The organism is Nocardia sp. NPDC049220 (genome assembly GCF_040647855.1).
Classification (GTDB): Bacteria; Actinomycetota; Actinomycetes; order Mycobacteriales; family Mycobacteriaceae; genus Nocardia.
In genome coordinates this window covers 100,262-118,347 of sequence record NZ_JBEZDA010000016.1, presented here as the reverse complement: position 1 = coordinate 118,347, position 18,086 = coordinate 100,262, and the positions used below count along the sequence as shown (strand labels likewise).

Here is an 18,086-nt window from a genome sequence, read left to right as displayed (position 1 = left end):
CAAACTCTCCGTTGAAGACTCACGAAACACCCCACAAAGGAGCGAATCAGAAAAATCTGAAACCAGAGTCCGAAAACCCAGCAAAACAATCGCCAGCAAAAAGCTGACAAAAAATCCGACCCTCCACACGGGGAGCGAAAGGCCGAACCAAAAAAAATTTGGCACTGACATTCATCGACACACTATTGAGTTCTCAAAGAACACACGCACACACCATCGCGCAGATTGAATCTGATTGATCGGTGAGGCAACTTTTACAGCTTAGCTCAGCCGCAAACCCAGATGCAAATCTGAATCGCGATCGAACTAGTGTGAACGCCAGGCGCTCCTCGTCCTACCTCGTTTCCCTAGCCTCTCGCTCAGCGTTTCCGCTCAGCTGCTCGGCCCCGGGTCGGTGTCCGTGTCGCTCTGACTCGAATAAAGTTACGTGTCTGTGTGAACGATGTCAAATCGGCTGGTCAAGACCATTTTTCGTGACACGTGGAGTTACGCGCGACGCAACCGTGCTCGACTCGTGATCACCCCGGGGCGCCGACCCGCACCACCTGTCCGCCCAGTGCCTGCAACTGCTCGACAAATTTCGGATAGCCGCGATCGATGTGGAAGACGTCGTGCACCTCGGTGGTCCCATCCGCGACCAGGCCGGCGAGAACAAGACCGGCCCCCGCCCGAATATCGGACGACCACACCGGCGCACTGGACAGTCGCGGAATGCCGCGCACCACCGCGTGGTGCCCATCGGTCCGCGCGTCGGCGCCGAGCCGGATCATCTCCTCCACGAACCGGAACCGCGCCTCGAAGATGTTCTCGGTGATCATCGAGGTGCCGTCGGCGATGGCCGCGAGGCCGATCGCCATCGGCTGGAGGTCGGTCGGGAAACCCGGGAACGGCAGTGTCGAGAAGTTCACCGCGCGCGGACGCTCCGCCTGAACCACTCGAAACCCATCCTGCTCGAACGAGATCCGCGCACCCGCGGAACGCAATTTGTCCAGCACCAACGAAAGGTGCTTGGGGTTGACGCCGGTCACGCGGACATCGCCCATCGTCATTGCCGCGGCAATTCCCCAAGTCGCCGCCACAATGCGGTCGCCGATGACACGGTGGGTCGTGGGCGAGAGCCGCTCGACGCCTTGGATGGTGAGTACCGAGGTGCCGGCGCCACTGATCCGCGCCCCCATCCGGACGAGCATGTGGCACAGGTCGACGATGTCGGGTTCGCGCGCGGCGTTGTCGATCACCGTCTCACCCTCGGCGAGCACCGCAGCCATGAGAATGTTCTCGGTCGCACCCACGGAAGGGAAGTCCAGGCGGATCTTGGCGCCTTGCAGTTCGTCGGCCCGGGCGACCACACAGCCGTGCTCGATCTCGCTGGTGGCTCCGAGCAGTCGCAGCCCTGCCTGGTGCATGTCGAGCGGGCGCGAACCGATCGCGTCACCGCCGGGCAGCGCGACCACCGCGCGCTTACACCGCGCCATAAGCGGACCGAGCACACAAACCGATGCGCGGAATTGGGTGACCGCGGGGAAGTCCGCGTGGTACTTCGGTTCTGCGGGGGTTGTTATGGCGACCACGCCGCCGTCGATCGCGACGTCACAGCCGAGGCCGCGCAGCACATCGGCCATCAGCGGCACATCGAGGATGTCCGGGCAGTTCGTGATCGTGGTGGTGCCTTCGGCCAGCAATGCAGCGGCCATCAACTTGAGGACGCTGTTCTTGGCGCCCCCCACCGTGACCTCACCGACGAGTCGATTCCCGCCGGTAACCAAAAACCGTTCCATGCCGCCTCTCCGCGTATTCGGCGCACTGTTGGTGCAAGGATAGTTGTGGCGGCGCACTCTGGTGCCGCCTCTTCACGACTCCCCTCACCTCTCCGCATTTCTGTCGATCGGTGGGCGCCGCGAGGTGGGCGTATTGCGGCGGACGGTGCGATCCCGTCATGTCCCCGGCATACCCGGTGATTTCGCTTGTACGCGCGTGCGGCGCTGCCCGATCAGGCACTCGGCTGTTCGCCGCCCGGCTTCCAGAGGATATCGCCGCCCGGATTGGCCACTCGGCTCAGGATGAACAGCAGGTCGGATAGCCGATTGAGGTATTTGGCAGGCAGCACGTTGGTGTCCTCCGGGTGTGCTTCGATAGCCGCCCATGCGGAGCGTTCCGCGCGGCGGGCAACGGTACGCGCAGTGTGCAGCAGGGCCGCCAGCGGCGTCCCGCCGGGCAAGATGAACGAATTCAGCGCAGGCAGTTCGGCATTGAACGCGTCACACCACGACTCGAGGCGGTCGATGTACGGCTGGGTGACGCGCAGCGGCGGACATTTGGATGCGGCCACTACCGGTGTGGACAGGTCCGCGCCCGCGTCGAATAGATCGTTCTGGACCCGACGAAGCACCGCGAGCATCGTCTCCTCTGGTTGCCCGAGCGCGATCGCGACACCGATGGCCGCATTCGTCTCATCGCAGTCCGCGTACGCGACCAATCGTTGATCGGTTTTGGCGACTCGGGAGAAGTCGCTCAACCCCGTTGTCCCGTCATCGCCGGTCCGCGTATAGATCCGCGTCAGATGCACGCTCACAGGACAACCTTATGTGTTCAGAGACCTGGCATCCGGCGGGTGCGGTCAGAAGGGCGGGATTCCACCCAGGACAGAAACGCGGTCAACGAGTCGCGATCGAGGGCCAACTCGAACCCACCCGTGCGATCCGACACAGCGATCACCGCGATGTCGTCGGTCATGATGTCGTATTCGTCGCCGCGCGGTCCGCGGCGGTCACCGATCTCGACGCCTTGGCGGCGAATCATCGAATCGGGTCCGAGTTTGAGGCTGGTGAGCTTGAAGAAAACGAGCCGGTCCTCGTCGTAACGGATCAATCCGTGCCGCCAACCCTGGCCACCGCGGGCAGGTAATACCCGAAGAATCGCGGCTGTTCCGCCGCGACGCAACATGATCAGACGATAGGTCGAGGCGAGCGCGAGGAACACGAGCGTCAGTACCAGAATGATCAAGAGAACCATCCCGGTCTGCAATGCTGTTCGTCCCTTCGTTCCACCGTTGTGTCGTCGACACCCCGGGGTCATTCAACCACGGCCCCGAGTTTACAAACGCCTCGACCGGGTCCGACGGCCGCGTGCCCGGCAATATCGCGATCGGCGGACTCGCCGAACTCGGCTACAAAGCGGCTGTCGGCGGTGAAGAGATCTCCACCGCCGACAGCCGTCGTGCTCAATGACAGGTTGTTGCTTATGCCTTCGCGGTCTGCTCGACCGCGCGCACCCGGGCCTGAGCGGCCTTCAGCTGCTCTTCGCTGGCCTCGGAGTCGGCCAGCACCCGGCGGGCCGCCTCGACATCCACCTCATCGGCGAACTCCGCGGACTCGGCCAGCACCCGGACCGAGTTCGCGGTCACCGAGAAGAAGCCACCGTGCACCGCGGCGACGATCCGCTCACCGTCGGTGTCCACAATGGTGACGGTGCCCCCTTCGACCAGTTGGCCGAGCAACGGCTCGTGCCCCGGCATGATGCCGATCTGGCCCTCGGTGGTCTGCGCGCTGACGAATGATGCCTGGCCAGACCAGAGCAGTCGCTCGACCGCGACGAGATCAACTGACATTTCCGCCATCGGTGACTACTTTCCGAGGATCTTCTTCGCGGCCGCCTCGACATCGTCGAGGCCACCGCAGCTGTTGAAGGCCTGCTCCGGGTAGTGGTCGAACTCGCCCTTGCAGACCCGGTCGAAGTCGTCGATGGTCTGCTCCAGCGGCACCACCGAACCCACCTGGCCGGTGAACTTCTCGGCCACGATGAAGTTCTGGCCGAGGAACTTCTCCAGACGACGGGCACGGCCGACGAGGACCTTGTCCTCCTCCGACAGCTCGTCCATACCGAGGATGGCGATGATGTCCTGCAGTTCCTTGTACTTCTGCAGGATCCGCTTCACCTCGTTGGCCACGCGGAAGTGACGCTCCCCGACGATCGAGGCCTCCAGGATGCGGGAGGTCGAGGTCAGCGGGTCGACAGCCGGGTAGATACCCTTCTGCGAAATCGGGCGGGAGAGCTCGGTCGTCGCATCGAGGTGAGCGAAGGTGGTCGCCGGGGCCGGGTCGGTGTAGTCGTCGGCGGGCACGTAGATGGCCTGCAGCGAGGTGATCGACCGACCACGGGTCGAGGTGATGCGCTCCTGCAACTCACCCATTTCATCGGCCAGTGTCGGCTGGTAACCGACGGCCGAGGGCATCCGGCCGAGCAGGGTCGACACCTCGGAGCCGGCCTGGGTGAACCGGAAGATGTTGTCGATGAACAGCAGCACGTCCTGGTGCTGCACGTCGCGGAAGTACTCGGCCATGGTCAGGGCCGAGAGAGCGACACGCATACGGGTGCCCGGCGGCTCGTCCATCTGGCCGAAGACGAGGGCGGTGTCCGGCAGGACGCCCATTTCTTCCATTTCCAGCCGAAGGTCGGTGCCCTCACGCGTGCGCTCGCCGACACCGGCGAACACGGAGGTGCCGGAGAACTCCCGCGCGATGCGGGTGATCATCTCCTGGATCAGAACGGTCTTGCCGACACCGGCACCACCGAACAGACCGATCTTGCCACCCTTCACATACGGGGTGAGCAGGTCGATGACCTTGATACCCGTCTCCAGGATCTCGGTCTTGCCCTCGAGCTGGTCGAATGACGGCGGCTTGCGGTGGATCCCCCACTGCTCGCCGTCGCGACCAAGGCCGGGGGTGTCAAGGCAGTCGCCGAGCGCGTTGAAGACGTGACCCTTGACGACGTCACCGACCGGCACCGAGATGGGCTTCCCGGTGTCGGTCACGGTGGCACCACGGACCAGGCCGTCGGTCGGCTGCATCGAGATGGTGCGCACGATGTTGTCACCGAGGTGCTGGGCGACCTCGAGGGTCAGGGTTTTGGCCACCGAGGTCAGCGTGATCTCGGCGTGCAGAGCGTTGAACAGCTCGGGGATTGCTCCGCGCGGGAACTCGACGTCCACAACGGGGCCGATGACCCGGACGACGCGGCCCGCGGCGGCGCCGGTCCGGCTCGTGTTGTCTTGAGTGACAGCTGCGGTCATTGGTGTTGGTTCTCTCCGTGTCGATGTGCGGCCTTCGGGGGGCCTTCGTGGTTTCGCACGCTTCCGCATCCGGCCCCGTGCCTCAGGCCGTGTTCTTGACGGCGTTCGCGGTGCCCTTCGTGGCTACGCACGCTTGCGCCTCCGGGCACGTCTCTCATGCTGGAGCCGCTCAGTCTCGGTCCGAGCTCGACGCCAGCGCGTTCACGCCGCCGACGATTTCGCTGATTTCCTGCGTGATCTGGGCCTGGCGTACCGAGTTCGCCTGGCGGGTGAGCACACTGGCCAGTTCGTTGGCGTTGTCGGTGGCCGCCTTCATTGCGGTGCGCCGAGCCGCGGACTCGGATGCCGCTGCCTCGAGCAACGACGCGTAGATACGCGTGTTGACGTACTTCGGCAGCAGCGCTGCCAGCAGTACATCGGCGTCGGGCTCGAATTCGTACTGTGCGTGCACATCCGCGGTGGTGGAATCCGACAGGCTGTCCTCGCCCAGATCGAACTTCTCGTCGACGAAACTCACCTGGATCGGCGCGAGCCGGCGCACCTCCGGAACCTGGGTCAGCATCGACACGAACCGGGTGTACACGACGTGCAGTTCGTCGACACCGGCGATGTCGCCCGTCCCGTCCGGAGCGGCCACCGCCCCGTCCGCACCGGCCATGAACGCGTCGACCAGATGGTGGCAGGCTGCCGAAGCATCGGTGTACTTCGGCTGCTGCGAGAACCCGGTCCACGCGGACACGAACGGGCGGTTGCGGAAGGTGTAGTACGTCAGGCCCTTGTTGCCCATGACGTAGAGCACCGGCTCCTTGCCCTCGTCGCGCAAGGTGGTCATCAGCTCTTCCGCGCGTTTGAACACGTTCGAGTTGTAGCCACCACACATGCCGCTGTCACTGGTGATCACCAGGACGGCGGCGCGGCGAGGATTGGGGCGCTCGGTCAGCAGCGGGTGCGAAAGATTCTTCGACGCACCCGCCAGCTCACTGAGGACCTTGGTGATCTCCTCCGCGTACGGCTTGGCCGCCGCAACCCTGGCCTGAGCCTTCGAGATGCGCGAGGTCGCGATCAGCTCTTGGGCCTTGGTGATCTTCTTGATCGAATTCACACCACGAATACGGGAGCGCAATTCACGCAAACTTGCCATCAGCGGTTCACACTCCCTTCATTCGCGGCAGTAGGCGGGATCGAATAGCACATCGCAGACCCGCGTTACTTCTCGACGTGCTTGCGGGTCACCGACAGCGACTCGACCTCTTCGTGGTCGAGCTCACCGGCTTCTTCCTCGTTCACCACACGACTGCCGTCAGAGGCGAGGAAGCCCTGCTTGAACTTCTCCGTGCCTGCCTTGATCGCGTCGGCCGCGTCGCCGGCGAGCACCTTGCCGCCCGCGATGGCCTTGAAGGCGTCGGCGGCGGTGCGGTGCAGATCTTCCAGCAACTCGGCGTTGAAGCGGCGGATATCGGCGACCGGAACCGAATCGAAGTAGCCGCCGTCGACCAGGTAGATCGAGACGATCTGGTCCTCGACCGGCACCGGCGAGTACTGGTCCTGCTTGAGCAGTTCCACCCAGCGGGCACCGCGCTCGAGCTGCGCCAGCGACGCCGCGTCGAGGTCGGAAGCGAACGCGGAGAATGCCTCCAGTTCGCGGTACTGCGCCATCTCCAGACGCAGCGAACCCGCTACCTTCTTCATGCCCTTGGTCTGGGCCGCACCACCGACGCGGGAGACCGAGGTGCCGACGTTGATCGCCGGACGGACGCCCTTGTTGAACAGGTCGGACTCGAGGAAGACCTGACCATCGGTGATGGAGATGACGTTGGTCGGAATGAACGCCGAGATGTCGTTGGCCTTGGTCTCGATGATCGGCAGGCCGGTCATCGAGCCGGCGCCCATCTCGTCGGACAGCTTCGCGCAACGCTCGAGCAGACGGGAGTGCAGGTAGAAGACGTCACCCGGGTACGCCTCGCGGCCCGGCGGACGACGCAGCAGCAGCGAGATGGCGCGGTATGCCTCGGCCTGCTTGGTCAGGTCGTCGAACACGATGAGGACGTGTTTGCCCTGGTACATCCAGTGCTGTCCGAGAGCCGAACCCGTATACGGCGCAAGCCACTTGAAGCCGGCGGAGTCCGAGGCCGGGGCCGCGACGATGGTGGTGTACTCCATCGCACCGTGCGCCTCCAGCGCGGTCTTGACGCCCGCGATGGTCGAACCCTTCTGGCCGATGGCGACGTAGATGCAACGCATCTGCTTCGTCGGGTCGCCCGACTCCCAGTTCGCCTTCTGCGCCAGGATCGCGTCGATGCAGACCGCGGTCTTGCCGGTCTTGCGGTCACCGATGATCAACTGACGCTGGCCACGGCCGATCGCGGTCAGCGCGTCGATGGCGGTGATGCCGGTGGCCATCGGCTCCTCGACCGGCTGGCGCTCCAGCACGGTCGCGGCCTGCAGCTCCAGCACGCGCTGCTCGTCGGCCTCGATCTCGCCGAGGCCGTCGATCGGCTGGCCGAGCGGGTTCACGACACGGCCGAGGAACTTGTCGCCGACCGGAACCGAGAGCACGTCGCCGGTCCGGCGGACCTGCTGGCCCTCCTCGATCTCGGCGAACTCACCGAGGATGACCGCGCCGATCGCGCGGTCCTCGAGGTTCAGCGCGACGCCGAGCACGCCGCCCGGAAACTCGAGCAGCTCGTTGGCCATTGCCGACGGCAGGCCGCTGACATGCGCGATCCCGTCGCTGGTGTCGGTGACCACACCGACTTCTTCGATGGAGGTCTCGGGGGTGTAGCTCTGGGTGTAGCTCTCGATCGCGCTACGGATCTCGTCGGAGGAGATCGTCAGCTCCGCCATGTTCTTCCTGCTCTCGCTGTCTGGGTCTGGAATGTTCGGGGTGGTGTTAGCGCGCTAGATCAGGGCCCGGCGCAGCTTTTCCAGTCGGCCGATTGCGCTGCCGTCGATCACATCGTCCCCGACGCGTACGACGAGTCCGCTCAGCAAACTCGGGTCGACCTGGATGTGCACCGTGGTCGCCCTGCCGTAAATGCGCTGCAGCGAGGCGGCCAGCCGGTTGCGCTGCTGCTGGGTGAGCGCGATCGCGGCACGCACGTGCGCGACGATCTGATCGCGACGACCCGCTGCCAGGTCGGCCAGCTCGTCGAAGGCGGCACCGATGCTCGACTGCGGCCGGGTCACCACCTGCTCCGCCAGGGTCAGGGTGATGGGCTCCGTCTTGCCCGTCAGTAGCCGGGCGATGAGTTCGCGCTTGGCCGAGGCCGCCTTGGCCCGATCCGACAGTGCCTGCTCCAACTCGGGGTTGTCGCTGATGATCCGGCCGAGCCGGAACAGCTCGTCCTCGACCGCGTCGAGCCGTCCGCTGACGGCCGCCGATTCCAGCAATGCCTCCTGGCCCAGCAGCACCAAGATCTCGACCAGGTCGGGGGTGCGCGACCAGTCCTGGGCCACCGCGGTGGTCAGCACCGCCAGCGTGGCAGCGCTGACCTTGCCGCCGAAGACCCGCTCGCTGAGCTCCGCGCGTGCAGAACCCGGCACCGACACGTCCGCGAGCGCCACACGCAGCGAACGCTGGTCGTCCAGCACGGCGACAACGGCGAACAGTTCCGAACCCGTCGTGGCCGCAACACTGTCGCTTCCGGTCAGAGCGGCCCGAAGCGCCTCCTGCGACCGGGAGCTGGCCTCGCGGCTCGCTGCGTACATGCTTCTCACTTTCGCGTCGTTACCTTCCGACCCCGATGCCCGCATCGGTCTCGTCGAGCTCGGTCAGGAACCGCTCGATCGATGCCGCCTGCTTGGCTTCGTCCGAAACCGACTGTCCGATAATCTTTTCGGCCAGATCGACGGCCGTGCGGCCGACCTCGGAGCGCAGCTCGGTCAGGATCTGCTGGCGCTGGGCTTCCAGCTGGGTGTGGCCCGCCGCAACGATGCGGTCGGCCTCGGCCTGGGCGTCGGTGCGCATCTGCGCAAGGATTTCCTGGCCCTGGGTGCGTGCGTCCTCTCGGATGCGCGCGGCCTCGAGCCGGGCCTCGGCCAGCTGCTGCTGGTACTGCTGCAGGGTGAGCTGAGCTTCTTCCTGCGCGGCCTCGGCGCGAGCAATGCCGCCCTCGATCTTGTCGGAACGCTCATCGAGCGTCTTCATCAGGCGAGGGATCACGTACTTGTAGAACAGGATCCCGATGATGACGACGCAGACGACCGACCAGACGATGTCATACGTTTCGGGGATGAGAGGATTCACTTCCTCTCCCTCCACCGCGAGCAAAACCGACTCGTACATCGGAATCAGAAGATGAAGCCGGCGACGAGGCCGATCAGGGCGAGCGCCTCGGTGAACGCGATACCGAGGAACATGTTGGTCCGGATCGTGCCCTGCAGTTCAGGCTGACGAGCGATGCCCTCGATCGCCTTTCCGACGACGATGCCGACGCCGATACCAGGGCCGATCGCGGCGAGACCGTAGCCGATGGCACCGAAACCCTTGAACTTGTCGGGGGTCGTCGCGGCTTCCTGGGCCAGGTAAGCGAGGCTCATGAGTCTTCCATTCCCTTTCTGTTGCTCACCCGCCGGTCGGCGAGGTGTAGCAGTTTTCCGGTAGTTGTGTCAGTCAAAGTCAGTGATCGTCCGCGTGCTGCGCGAGCCCGATGTAGACGGCGGTCAGCAACGCAAACACATAGGCCTGCAGGAAGATGACCAACAGTTCGAACAGCGTGAATCCGAACCCCGCGAGCAGCGAGAACGGCGAGAACACCTTCATCCATGCGGCGGCGTCGAAGAGGAAGAACCAGGTCGCGCTGAAGAACAGCACCAGCATGATGTGGCCGGCGAGCATGTTCGCCATGAGTCGGACGGTCAGCGTGAACGGGCGCAGGATGAAGGTCGAGACGAACTCGATCGGAATCAGCAACACGTGCAATGCGGGCGGAACATTCGGAACGACGATGCTGCTGCGCATGTAGTTCAGAAATCCGTACTTGCGGATACCGACGTAATTGAATGCCAGGTATGCGACGACGGCGAGCACCAGCGGCATGCCGATTCGGGCGTTCGACGAGATGTTCAACCCCGGGATGACACCGGAGAAGTTCAGAAAAAGGACCGTGAAGAAGATCGATGCGATCAGCGGGAGGAACTTACGGCCCGATTCCTTGCCCAATACCTCCTCGCAGATCTGCTCCTTGACAAAGACCAGGCCGGTTTCGGCGACATTCTGCAGACCGCGCGGAACGATCTTGGGCGAACGGAAAGCCAGCACCATGACCAGGACCAGGACCGCCGTCATGAGGATGCGGATCAGCATCAAGCGATCGAGTTCGAACGGCGTTCCCTCGAACAGCACAGCTGGAGGGAAGAAGTCGGTAAGCGACGGCGCGTGGAACTCGCCCGCCAGAGTGGTGACGCTCAGCGTTCTCTCCCGTGTTCGGGCCGCGGGTAACGGTCATTCCCGCGGTTCGATCGGACATTGACGATCAATTTGGGTCGACTCAGGTCGGCTCGAAATTCGTCAGCAGCTGTGCGGCGGTTGGGTTCCACCAGGCGTCTGTACGTGTGTCGGCGACATCGTCGACATGCAGAACCGGAACCCTTCGGAGCCCGGCACGGCAGTAAGCATAGCGACCCAGGACAAGGATCTGGACGATCCCCCTCACTTGGTTGCCTGCTTACCAAGACTTTACCAACCTATCTACGACAGCGTGTAGGTGGGTGGGGTCGCTACTCGCCGGTATCCGCCGGACCGCTGGTCTCGGTGGTTGTCACGTACGGAACCTTCTGACGGAGGACACCGTATGTCTCCGCACCGAGCACGATCACCAAAGCCCCGACCACCGTGAGGAACAGGACGACCCGATCGTAGAACTCGAACCGCATCAGGATCGCGACGACCACCAGCGCGACCAGCATCTTGCCGACCCAACTGACCAGCATGACCAGACCGGCGGTGCTCGGCGGGAGTTTCGCACCGAACAGGACGACGGCGGCGGTGGTGAGGATGAACCCGCCGCCGATCGCAGCGCCGAGTAGGGCGCCCCACACCCCGGGCATCCCCGAAACCACGGCGCCGAGCGCCACAGCCAGGACCACCAGCACGCCCAGTCCGAACAGGCCGTAGCGCAGGGCCGCTCGCAGCGGCGCGTCGGGACCGGGGACGGGTGTGGGAGTAGGGCTCACGGCCGCCGACTTTACCTGGACGGCGTCCGGCCGCCCGCCGGCTCCCCACGCCGCAGCCCCGGAATCGCGGTGATCACCAAGGCGAAAACCAACCCGCCTGCCATCAGCAGGACAACCAGCCTGCGGTCCATCAGCGAGGTGCCCACCGCACCGAACGCCAGTACCCCGACCCACAAATAGATCAGCAGCACGACACGACGGTGTGAATGTCCGATCTGCAGCAAGCGATGATGCAAGTGCATTTTGTCCGGAGTCGAGAAACTCACGCCAGCGCGTACCCGGCGCACAATGGCGAGTAGCAGATCGAGCACCGGAATGAACATCACCGCACCGACCAGCAACAGCGGCGACAGCAGACCGACGATGTCACGCGGACCATAGCCCTGCAACGGAATTCTGCCGGAGGCGCCGGTCGACACCGCGGCAAGCATCAGGCCGATCAACATCGAGCCGGAGTCGCCCATGAATATCCGCGCCGGCTGGAAATTGTGCGGCAGAAATCCGAGGCAGGCACCCGCGAGCGCCGCGGCGAGCAGCGCAGGAGGATAGGTGTCGACCGAACCACCCTGCTCGTTCATCAATCCGAGGCAGAAGGCGAACACCGCGAGCGCCGCGATCACTCCGAGGCCCGCCGCGAGACCGTCCAACCCGTCGACGAAATTCATGGCATTGACCAAGGTGACCGTCACCGCGACCGTGACCAGTCCACCTTGCAATCCGTCCAACACCACCGTGGTGTTGCTGAACGGGTTGTAGACGACGTACCAGCCCAATCCCATCACGGCCATCACACCCGCCGCCGTCACCTGTCCGGCGAACTTCGTCAGCGCGTCGAGTCCCCAGCGATCGTCGACAATGCCGACGAGCACGATCAGTGTGCTCGCGACCAGCACCGCGATCGGGATGTTCGGCTTGTAATCGAACCCGCTGCGTAGAGCAGGCAGCTGATGGGCGAACAGCACCGCCGCGGCCACCCCGATGTACATCCCGACGCCGCCCATTCGAGGAATCGGTTTGACGTGCACGTCCCGATCGCGCGGCACCGCGACCGCGCCGAAACCGATCGCCAGTACCCGAACCCCGCCGGTGGCCAGAAACGTCACCACCGAGGAGATGAGAAGCACGACCAACAGCTCACGCAGCGGAACAACAGCGCTCGAACCCATCATCCGCGGTTGCGCCCCTTCATCCGAGCCGCTGCTGGGTCGCGGGACCGGTCAATGCCTCCGGCGACATGCCGAGCACCTCCGCGATGTCGGCGACCGCGACCGCACCCTCGCGCAGAATCCGCGGCTGGTCGGCGGTCAGATCGACAATGGTGGAGGCGACGGCATGCTCGGCGGGACCACCGTCGAGGTAAACGCCGACCAGCTCACCGAGCTGGTCGCGGGCCTCGGACGCGGTACCGGCCGGCGCCTGTCCTGAGACGTTGGCGCTGGATACCGCGAGCGGACCGACCGCGCGCAACAGTTCCAGCGCGACCGGGTGCAGCGGCATTCGCAGCATCACCGTCCCGCGCGTGTCCCCGAGATCCCACGCCAGCGAAGGAGCTTGCTGCACAACAAGACTCAAGCCACCGGGCCAAAACGCACGGATCAGCTCACGCGCCTGTGGGCGCACCGAGAACACCAAGCCGTCGATGGTGTGCCAGGAACCGACCAGTACCGGTACCGGCATGTCTCTGCCACGGCGCTTGGCCGCGAGTAACGACCCGACCGCCGTGGCGTCGAAAGCGTCGGCGGCCAGGCCGTACAGGGTGTCGGTGGGCAACACGACCAGACGCCCGGATTTCAGGGCGCTGGTGGCTGCGGACAGTCCGGCGGCGCGAGAGTCGGAATCCGCGCAGTCGTAGACGGTACTCACGGCACCCATCCTGGCATGGTCTACCGCCTTGCCGAGAATCCAGGCCGTAATAGCGCGGTGACGTGAGGTGCGGGGTCAGGTGCGGGTGGCGGCGACGAAGCGGGGTTTACCCGCGAGATCCGGGTGCTCGACGATGTCGGCGAAGGCGCCGTGTTCAGCCAAGAGGGCGGCCAGATCCGAGCCGTTGGAGTCGTCGTGCTCGATCGCGACGCGGCCGCCGGGACGCAGCAGACGGGCGATGTTCGGGATCATCGCGCGGATGACGTCGAGTCCGTCCCGACCGCCGAACAAGGCGAAGTGCGGGTCGTGCTCGGCCACTTCGGGGTCGAGAACAGCGTCCTTCGGGATGTAGGGCGGATTGGAGACCACGACGTCCACCCGACTGTCCAGGTCGGTGAGCAGCTCGGGATCAGTGGCATCGTCGGCATAGAGCGTGACCGGGGTGTCGCCGGCCGCGATGCGGTCGTCGGCGTTACGCCGCGCCCACGACAACGCGACCGGATCGAGTTCGATCGCGTGTACGTCGGCGTCGGGACGCGCGTGCACGATGGCCAGCGCCAGTGCTCCCGACCCGGTGCACAGATCGACCACAATCGGGACGTGGTCGTGCGTCAACGCCGCCAGCTGCGCAAGCGCCCACGCGAACAACAACTCGGTTTCCGGCCGCGGCACGAAAACACCGGGCCCGACCGCGAGATCTATCCGGCCCATCGCGGCCGTTCCGGTCAAGTGCTGCAAGGGGATACGCTGCGCACGGCGAGCGACCAGATCGTGATACTCGGCCAACTGGTCGGACGTCACGAGCGGGGTCAGCGCGAGTCTGGTGCGCTCGACGCCGAGAACATGCGCCGCCAAATGCTCGGCATCGGCACGTGGGCTGTGCACCCCCGCCGTCATCAATGTCCCGACAGCGGCATTGATGGCGGGGCGCAGTGCGACTCGGGTCGTAGACATGGCACCGACTCTGCCCGAAACTCGGTTATTCCGCCGCCATGCGTGCTTCGCGATCCGCTTTCCCCAGGGCGTTCAGCAGCGCGTCCAGGTCGCCGTCGAGCACGGCGTCCAGGTTGTGTGCCTTGAAGCCGATCCGGTGGTCGGCGATCCGGTTCTCCGGGAAGTTGTAGGTGCGGATCCGCTCGGAGCGGTCCACGGTGCGGATCTGGCTGGCCCGGCCCGCCGCGGCCTCCTGGTCTGCCTGCTCCTCGGCGAGCGCCTGCAACCTGGCCGCGAGCACCTGCATGGCACGGGCCTTGTTCTGCAACTGGGAGCGTTCGTTCTGGCAGGTCACCACGATGCCGGTGGGCAGATGGGTGATGCGCACCGCGGAGTCCGTGGTGTTGACGCCCTGGCCGCCTTTGCCGGAGGAGCGGTAGACATCGATGCGCAGATCGGATTCGTCGATCTGCACCTCGGCGACTTCGTCGGGCTCTGGGTAGATGAGTATGCCCGCGGCTGAGGTGTGGATGCGGCCCTGCGATTCGGTCACCGGGACGCGCTGCACCCGGTGCACGCCGCCTTCGAACTTGAACCTCGACCACACGCCGTCGCGAGCGGCGTCGCGACTTTTGATCGACAGTGTCGCCTCTTTGTATCCCCCCAGGTCGGACAGGGCGACATCGAGAATCTCGACCTTCCAGCCGCGCCGCTCGGCATAGCGCACGTACATTCGGGCCAGGTCGGCGGCGAACAGCGCGGATTCCTCGCCGCCTTCGCCGGACTTCACTTCGAGCACGACGTCGTCACCGTCGTGCGGATCCCGCGGGGCGAGCAGGTCGGCGAGCGTCTGCTCCAACTCGTCGACCTGTCGCGCCAAATCGGGGACCTCGGCGGCAAAAGCGGAATCGTCGGCGGCGAGTTCCCGCGCGGCCGACAGATCGTCACGTGCCGCGGCGAGCTTGTTGTAGGTGGACATGATCGGCGCCAGCTCGGCGAAGCGCTTGCCGACCCGACGTGCGGCGCCCGCATCGTTGTGCAGCGACGGATCGGCCAGCTGCGTCTCCAGGCCGGCGTACTCGGCCAGAATGTCGTCGATTGCGGACGGTTGCGTCACGGTGCTTCCTTCTCCTGGTACCTGTCCGTACAAAACACCGACGCCCGGCCTGCGCTGCAGGACCGGGCGTCGGCGAGGAAGCTACTTGGCGTCGGCTTTCTTGCCGGCACGCTTGCCGTAGCGCGCCTCGAAGCGAGCCACGCGACCACCGGTGTCGAGGATCTTCTGCTTGCCGGTGTAGAACGGGTGGCACTGCGAGCAGACCTCGACCGTGATGTGTCCGGACTCCTTGGTGCTGCGAGTCTGGAAGGTGTTGCCGCAACCACAGACGACCGTGGTGTCGACATACGTGGGGTGAATTCCTGCCTTCATGGATGTCCTCTCGATTGTGGTCGCCGGGTCGCTCGCGCGATGTCGCGAGAACGTGAACCGGAACCGACTAGGCGGGAGGTCTGCTCAGCTGAGCAGACGCAACGACCGTTCAGTATGCCAGAACTGCCGTTACGCTGCCAAAACGCCCCCGGCGCGTAATTTGTTCCCGCTTCGGACACTCTCCCGCCGCACCGCCCCCGGAATTTCGGGCACGCCAATCGACGTCGGCTCAGGAACCCTGAGAGCGGGCAGTCCGCCGCTCGGGGAGGTGAACTGCCGCGTGCACCGCGCTGCTTGCGTGTGACCGCGCACCGGGGTGCCTGGACACAAAGGAGAACACTGTGATCACTCGAATCGCGACCGCGACGTACGTGCTACTGATTCTCGCTGTCGCGGTGGGGTGGAGTGCGCACCCGGAATCCGCCGGCGCCGCCACGCCCCCGAACGCGGTACATACGCACTCTGCCACCGGCACCGCGATATCGAGCTGCACTGTGATCATCGGGTTCCTGATCAGCTGCGCTGCCGTGATCGGCAGCATGTGCTTCAGTCCGCAGACGCCGAAAGGGCCCCGCCTGCGCGGGGCCCTTTCGGCGAAGCAACTCGCGAATCTACTCGTCGAGCGCGCCTGGCGCGGTCTTGCTCACTTGCATCAGGAACTCGAGGTTGTTCTTGGACTTCTTGAGCCGGTCGATCAACAGATCGATGGCCTGGTGCGAGTCCAGGCCCGACAGTACTCGGCGCAGTTTGTGCAGCACCGCAGCCTCGTCGGGGCTGAGCAGTAGCTCGTCCTTACGGGTACCGGACGGGTTGACGTCCACTGCGGGGAACACACGCCGCTCCGCGATCTTGCGGTCCAACTTGAGTTCCGCGTTGCCGGTGCCCTTGAACTCCTCGAAGATCACCGTGTCACCGGTCGAACCGGTCTCCACCATCGCGGTAGCGATGATCGTCAACGAACCACCGTTCTCGATGTTGCGCGCCGCGCCGAGGAACCGCTTGGGCGGGTACAACGCAGTGGAATCGACACCACCGGAGAGGATTCGGCCCGAGGCGGGCGAGGAGTTGTTGTACGCGCGACCCAGGCGGGTGATCGAGTCGAGCAGCACCACAACATCTTTGCCCATCTCGACCAAACGCTTGGCACGCTCGATCGCGAGTTCGGCGACCGAGGTGTGGTCCGACGGCGGACGGTCGAAGGTCGAGGCGATGACCTCACCCTTCACCGAACGCTGCATGTCGGTGACCTCTTCCGGACGCTCGTCGACCAGAACGACCATGAGGTAGCAGTCGGGGTCGTTGGTCGCGATCGCATTCGCGATGTCCTGCATGATCGTCGTCTTACCCGCCTTGGGCGGCGAAACGATCAGCGCACGCTGGCCCTTACCGATCGGCATGATCAGGTCGATCACCCGGGTGGTCAGCTTGTTCTGCTGGGTCTCGAGACGCAGCCGCTGGTTCGGGTACAGCGGGGTCAGCTTGTTGAAATCGGGACGACGCTTGGCCGCCTCGACATCGCCGCCGTTGACCGTATCCAGCCGCACCAACGGATCGAACTTCTGCCGCTGGTTGCTCTGCTCACCATCGCGCGGCGCACGCACCGCGCCGGTGATCGCGTCACCGCGGCGCAGCCCGTTCTTCCGCACCAGGTTCATCGACACGTAGACGTCGTTCGGTCCGGCCAGGTAACCCGAGGTGCGGACGAAAGCGTAGTTGTCCAGCACGTCGAGGATTCCCGCGACCGGCTGCAGCACGTCATCGTCACGGATCTCCAGATCGCGGGCTTCACCGCCACCGCCACCGCCCTCGCGATCACGGCCACGACGACGCTCACGGAAACGACGTCCGCGACGACCGCGACCGCCCTCTTCCTCGTCGCCGCCACGGCTGTCCCCGCCACGGCTGTCCCCGCCACGACCATCGCCGCCACGGCTGTCCCCGCCACGGCTGTCGCCGCCACGGCTTCCGTCGCCACCACGATTGCCGTTCTGGTTCCGCTCACCCTGTCCGCGGTCACCCTGATTGCGTTCCCGACGGCGCTCGCCGCCCTGGTCGGCGTCCTGCTTCGACTCGTCACCACGCGCCTCGGCCGTCGCGGTCTCGCCGCCGGATCGCGCCTGGTCACGTCCACGACGCTGCCGACCGCGACCACGCTGACCGCCCTCGCGGCCGGAATCCTCGGCGGTGTCGGTTGGGGCAGACGCCTGGTCGGTCGCGTTCGTGGCCGCAGGCGCGGACTCGGCGGGCGCCGTCTTCGCCGGGCCGGAAGCCGTGGCACCCGCGGCCGAGGACGTCACGTCGAGGGTCACCTGCTCGGCCTTGGCCGACGCCGACTTGGGAGCCGCCGACGGGGCGGGGGCATCGTTGGTAGCGGTAACCGTGGACACGACTTCGCCCTTGGCGGGCTTTTCCACCTTCGCCGGTTTTCCGGCTTGGTTTTCCTTGATAGCGGCGATCAAATCGCCCTTGCGCATTCCGGAGGTTCCTCGGATACCGAGCTCCCCCGCCAGCGCGCGCAACTGCGGCAACAACATTCCAGTCAGCCCCGATCGTGCGACGTCGGTTTTTTCGCTCATTGTCGAAATCTGTCCGGATTCACTTTCGCGGTCGCCCGTC

The 18,086-nt window shown here is 65.1% G+C and carries 18 protein-coding genes; all 18 read right to left on the bottom strand.

Annotation, left to right across the window (positions count from 1 at the left end):
* Positions 1 to 518 precede the first annotated feature (518 nt).
* On the bottom strand, positions 519 to 1,778 hold the full coding sequence (murA, locus tag AB0C34_RS26370) for a UDP-N-acetylglucosamine 1-carboxyvinyltransferase (RefSeq protein ID WP_357078316.1): 1,260 nt from the start codon (positions 1,776 to 1,778) through the stop codon (positions 519 to 521).
* A 212-nt stretch (positions 1,779 to 1,990) separates the two neighbouring features.
* On the bottom strand, positions 1,991 to 2,572 hold the full coding sequence (locus AB0C34_RS26365) for a cob(I)yrinic acid a,c-diamide adenosyltransferase (protein ID WP_357078313.1): 582 nt from the start codon (positions 2,570 to 2,572) through the stop codon (positions 1,991 to 1,993).
* Positions 2,573 to 2,589: 17 nt separating this feature from the next.
* A complete protein-coding gene (locus AB0C34_RS26360; protein ID WP_357078310.1) occupies positions 2,590 to 3,012 on the bottom strand; it encodes a DUF2550 domain-containing protein in 423 nt (140 codons plus the stop codon).
* 226 nt (positions 3,013 to 3,238) lie between these two features.
* A complete protein-coding gene (locus AB0C34_RS26355; protein WP_357078308.1) occupies positions 3,239 to 3,616 on the bottom strand; it encodes a F0F1 ATP synthase subunit epsilon in 378 nt (125 codons plus the stop codon).
* A 6-nt stretch (positions 3,617 to 3,622) separates the two neighbouring features.
* Positions 3,623 to 5,071, bottom strand: a complete 1,449-nt coding sequence (atpD, locus tag AB0C34_RS26350) for a F0F1 ATP synthase subunit beta (RefSeq protein ID WP_357078305.1) — start codon at positions 5,069 to 5,071, stop codon at positions 3,623 to 3,625.
* Between the two features lie 169 nt (positions 5,072 to 5,240).
* Positions 5,241 to 6,212 carry a F0F1 ATP synthase subunit gamma gene (locus tag AB0C34_RS26345; protein WP_357078302.1) on the bottom strand — a complete coding sequence of 324 codons (972 nt, stop codon included), beginning with the start codon at positions 6,210 to 6,212 and terminating at the stop codon, positions 5,241 to 5,243.
* A 65-nt stretch (positions 6,213 to 6,277) separates the two neighbouring features.
* A complete protein-coding gene (gene atpA, locus AB0C34_RS26340; RefSeq protein ID WP_357078299.1) occupies positions 6,278 to 7,915 on the bottom strand; it encodes a F0F1 ATP synthase subunit alpha in 1,638 nt (545 codons plus the stop codon).
* A 54-nt stretch (positions 7,916 to 7,969) separates the two neighbouring features.
* On the bottom strand, positions 7,970 to 8,779 hold the full coding sequence (locus AB0C34_RS26335; protein WP_357078297.1) for a F0F1 ATP synthase subunit delta: 810 nt from the start codon (positions 8,777 to 8,779) through the stop codon (positions 7,970 to 7,972).
* Between the two features lie 19 nt (positions 8,780 to 8,798).
* A complete protein-coding gene (locus AB0C34_RS26330) occupies positions 8,799 to 9,356 on the bottom strand; it encodes a F0F1 ATP synthase subunit B (protein ID WP_357078294.1) in 558 nt (185 codons plus the stop codon).
* Positions 9,357 to 9,361: 5 nt separating this feature from the next.
* Positions 9,362 to 9,610, bottom strand: coding sequence for an ATP synthase F0 subunit C (locus AB0C34_RS26325; protein WP_327113151.1), 249 nt, complete (start codon positions 9,608 to 9,610; stop codon positions 9,362 to 9,364).
* Between the two features lie 79 nt (positions 9,611 to 9,689).
* Entirely contained in the window at positions 9,690 to 10,415 is a 726-nt protein-coding gene (atpB, locus tag AB0C34_RS26320; protein WP_357078291.1) for a F0F1 ATP synthase subunit A, read from the bottom strand.
* 374 nt (positions 10,416 to 10,789) lie between these two features.
* Positions 10,790 to 11,245: a hypothetical protein gene (locus AB0C34_RS26315; protein WP_357078288.1), complete on the bottom strand. Its 456-nt coding sequence runs from the start codon at positions 11,243 to 11,245 to the stop codon at positions 10,790 to 10,792.
* An 11-nt stretch (positions 11,246 to 11,256) separates the two neighbouring features.
* Complete coding sequence (locus AB0C34_RS26310; protein ID WP_357078285.1) at positions 11,257 to 12,414, bottom strand: MraY family glycosyltransferase; 1,158 nt, start codon at positions 12,412 to 12,414, stop codon at positions 11,257 to 11,259.
* 16 nt (positions 12,415 to 12,430) lie between these two features.
* Entirely contained in the window at positions 12,431 to 13,108 is a 678-nt protein-coding gene (locus AB0C34_RS26305; RefSeq protein ID WP_357078334.1) for an L-threonylcarbamoyladenylate synthase, read from the bottom strand.
* Positions 13,109 to 13,183: 75 nt separating this feature from the next.
* Positions 13,184 to 14,062, bottom strand: a complete 879-nt coding sequence (gene prmC, locus AB0C34_RS26300; RefSeq protein WP_357078282.1) for a peptide chain release factor N(5)-glutamine methyltransferase — start codon at positions 14,060 to 14,062, stop codon at positions 13,184 to 13,186.
* Positions 14,063 to 14,087: 25 nt separating this feature from the next.
* Entirely contained in the window at positions 14,088 to 15,158 is a 1,071-nt protein-coding gene (gene prfA, locus AB0C34_RS26295; RefSeq protein WP_357078279.1) for a peptide chain release factor 1, read from the bottom strand.
* A gap of 81 nt (positions 15,159 to 15,239) precedes the next feature.
* A complete protein-coding gene (gene rpmE / locus AB0C34_RS26290; RefSeq protein WP_039796334.1) occupies positions 15,240 to 15,470 on the bottom strand; it encodes a 50S ribosomal protein L31 in 231 nt (76 codons plus the stop codon).
* A 611-nt stretch (positions 15,471 to 16,081) separates the two neighbouring features.
* A complete protein-coding gene (gene rho, locus AB0C34_RS26285) occupies positions 16,082 to 18,046 on the bottom strand; it encodes a transcription termination factor Rho (RefSeq protein WP_357078276.1) in 1,965 nt (654 codons plus the stop codon).
* Positions 18,047 to 18,086: the final 40 nt, after the last annotated feature.

Coding starts and splice junctions, on each gene's coding strand:
- atpD (WP_357078305.1), bottom strand. CDS start 5,071: ATGACCGCAGCTGTCACTCAAGACAACACGAGCCGGACCGGCGCCGCC.
- atpA (WP_357078299.1), bottom strand. CDS start 7,915: ATGGCGGAGCTGACGATCTCCTCCGACGAGATCCGTAGCGCGATCGAG.
- prmC (WP_357078282.1), bottom strand. CDS start 14,062: ATGTCTACGACCCGAGTCGCACTGCGCCCCGCCATCAATGCCGCTGTC.
- AB0C34_RS26325 (WP_327113151.1), bottom strand. CDS start 9,610: ATGAGCCTCGCTTACCTGGCCCAGGAAGCCGCGACGACCCCCGACAAG.
- AB0C34_RS26345 (WP_357078302.1), bottom strand. CDS start 6,212: ATGGCAAGTTTGCGTGAATTGCGCTCCCGTATTCGTGGTGTGAATTCG.
- AB0C34_RS26310 (WP_357078285.1), bottom strand. CDS start 12,414: ATGATGGGTTCGAGCGCTGTTGTTCCGCTGCGTGAGCTGTTGGTCGTG.
- murA (WP_357078316.1), bottom strand. CDS start 1,778: ATGGAACGGTTTTTGGTTACCGGCGGGAATCGACTCGTCGGTGAGGTC.
- AB0C34_RS26360 (WP_357078310.1), bottom strand. CDS start 3,012: ATGGTTCTCTTGATCATTCTGGTACTGACGCTCGTGTTCCTCGCGCTC.
- rpmE (WP_039796334.1), bottom strand. CDS start 15,470: ATGAAGGCAGGAATTCACCCCACGTATGTCGACACCACGGTCGTCTGT.
- AB0C34_RS26330 (WP_357078294.1), bottom strand. CDS start 9,356: ATGTACGAGTCGGTTTTGCTCGCGGTGGAGGGAGAGGAAGTGAATCCT.
- AB0C34_RS26355 (WP_357078308.1), bottom strand. CDS start 3,616: ATGGCGGAAATGTCAGTTGATCTCGTCGCGGTCGAGCGACTGCTCTGG.
- rho (WP_357078276.1), bottom strand. CDS start 18,046: ATGAGCGAAAAAACCGACGTCGCACGATCGGGGCTGACTGGAATGTTG.
- AB0C34_RS26335 (WP_357078297.1), bottom strand. CDS start 8,779: ATGTACGCAGCGAGCCGCGAGGCCAGCTCCCGGTCGCAGGAGGCGCTT.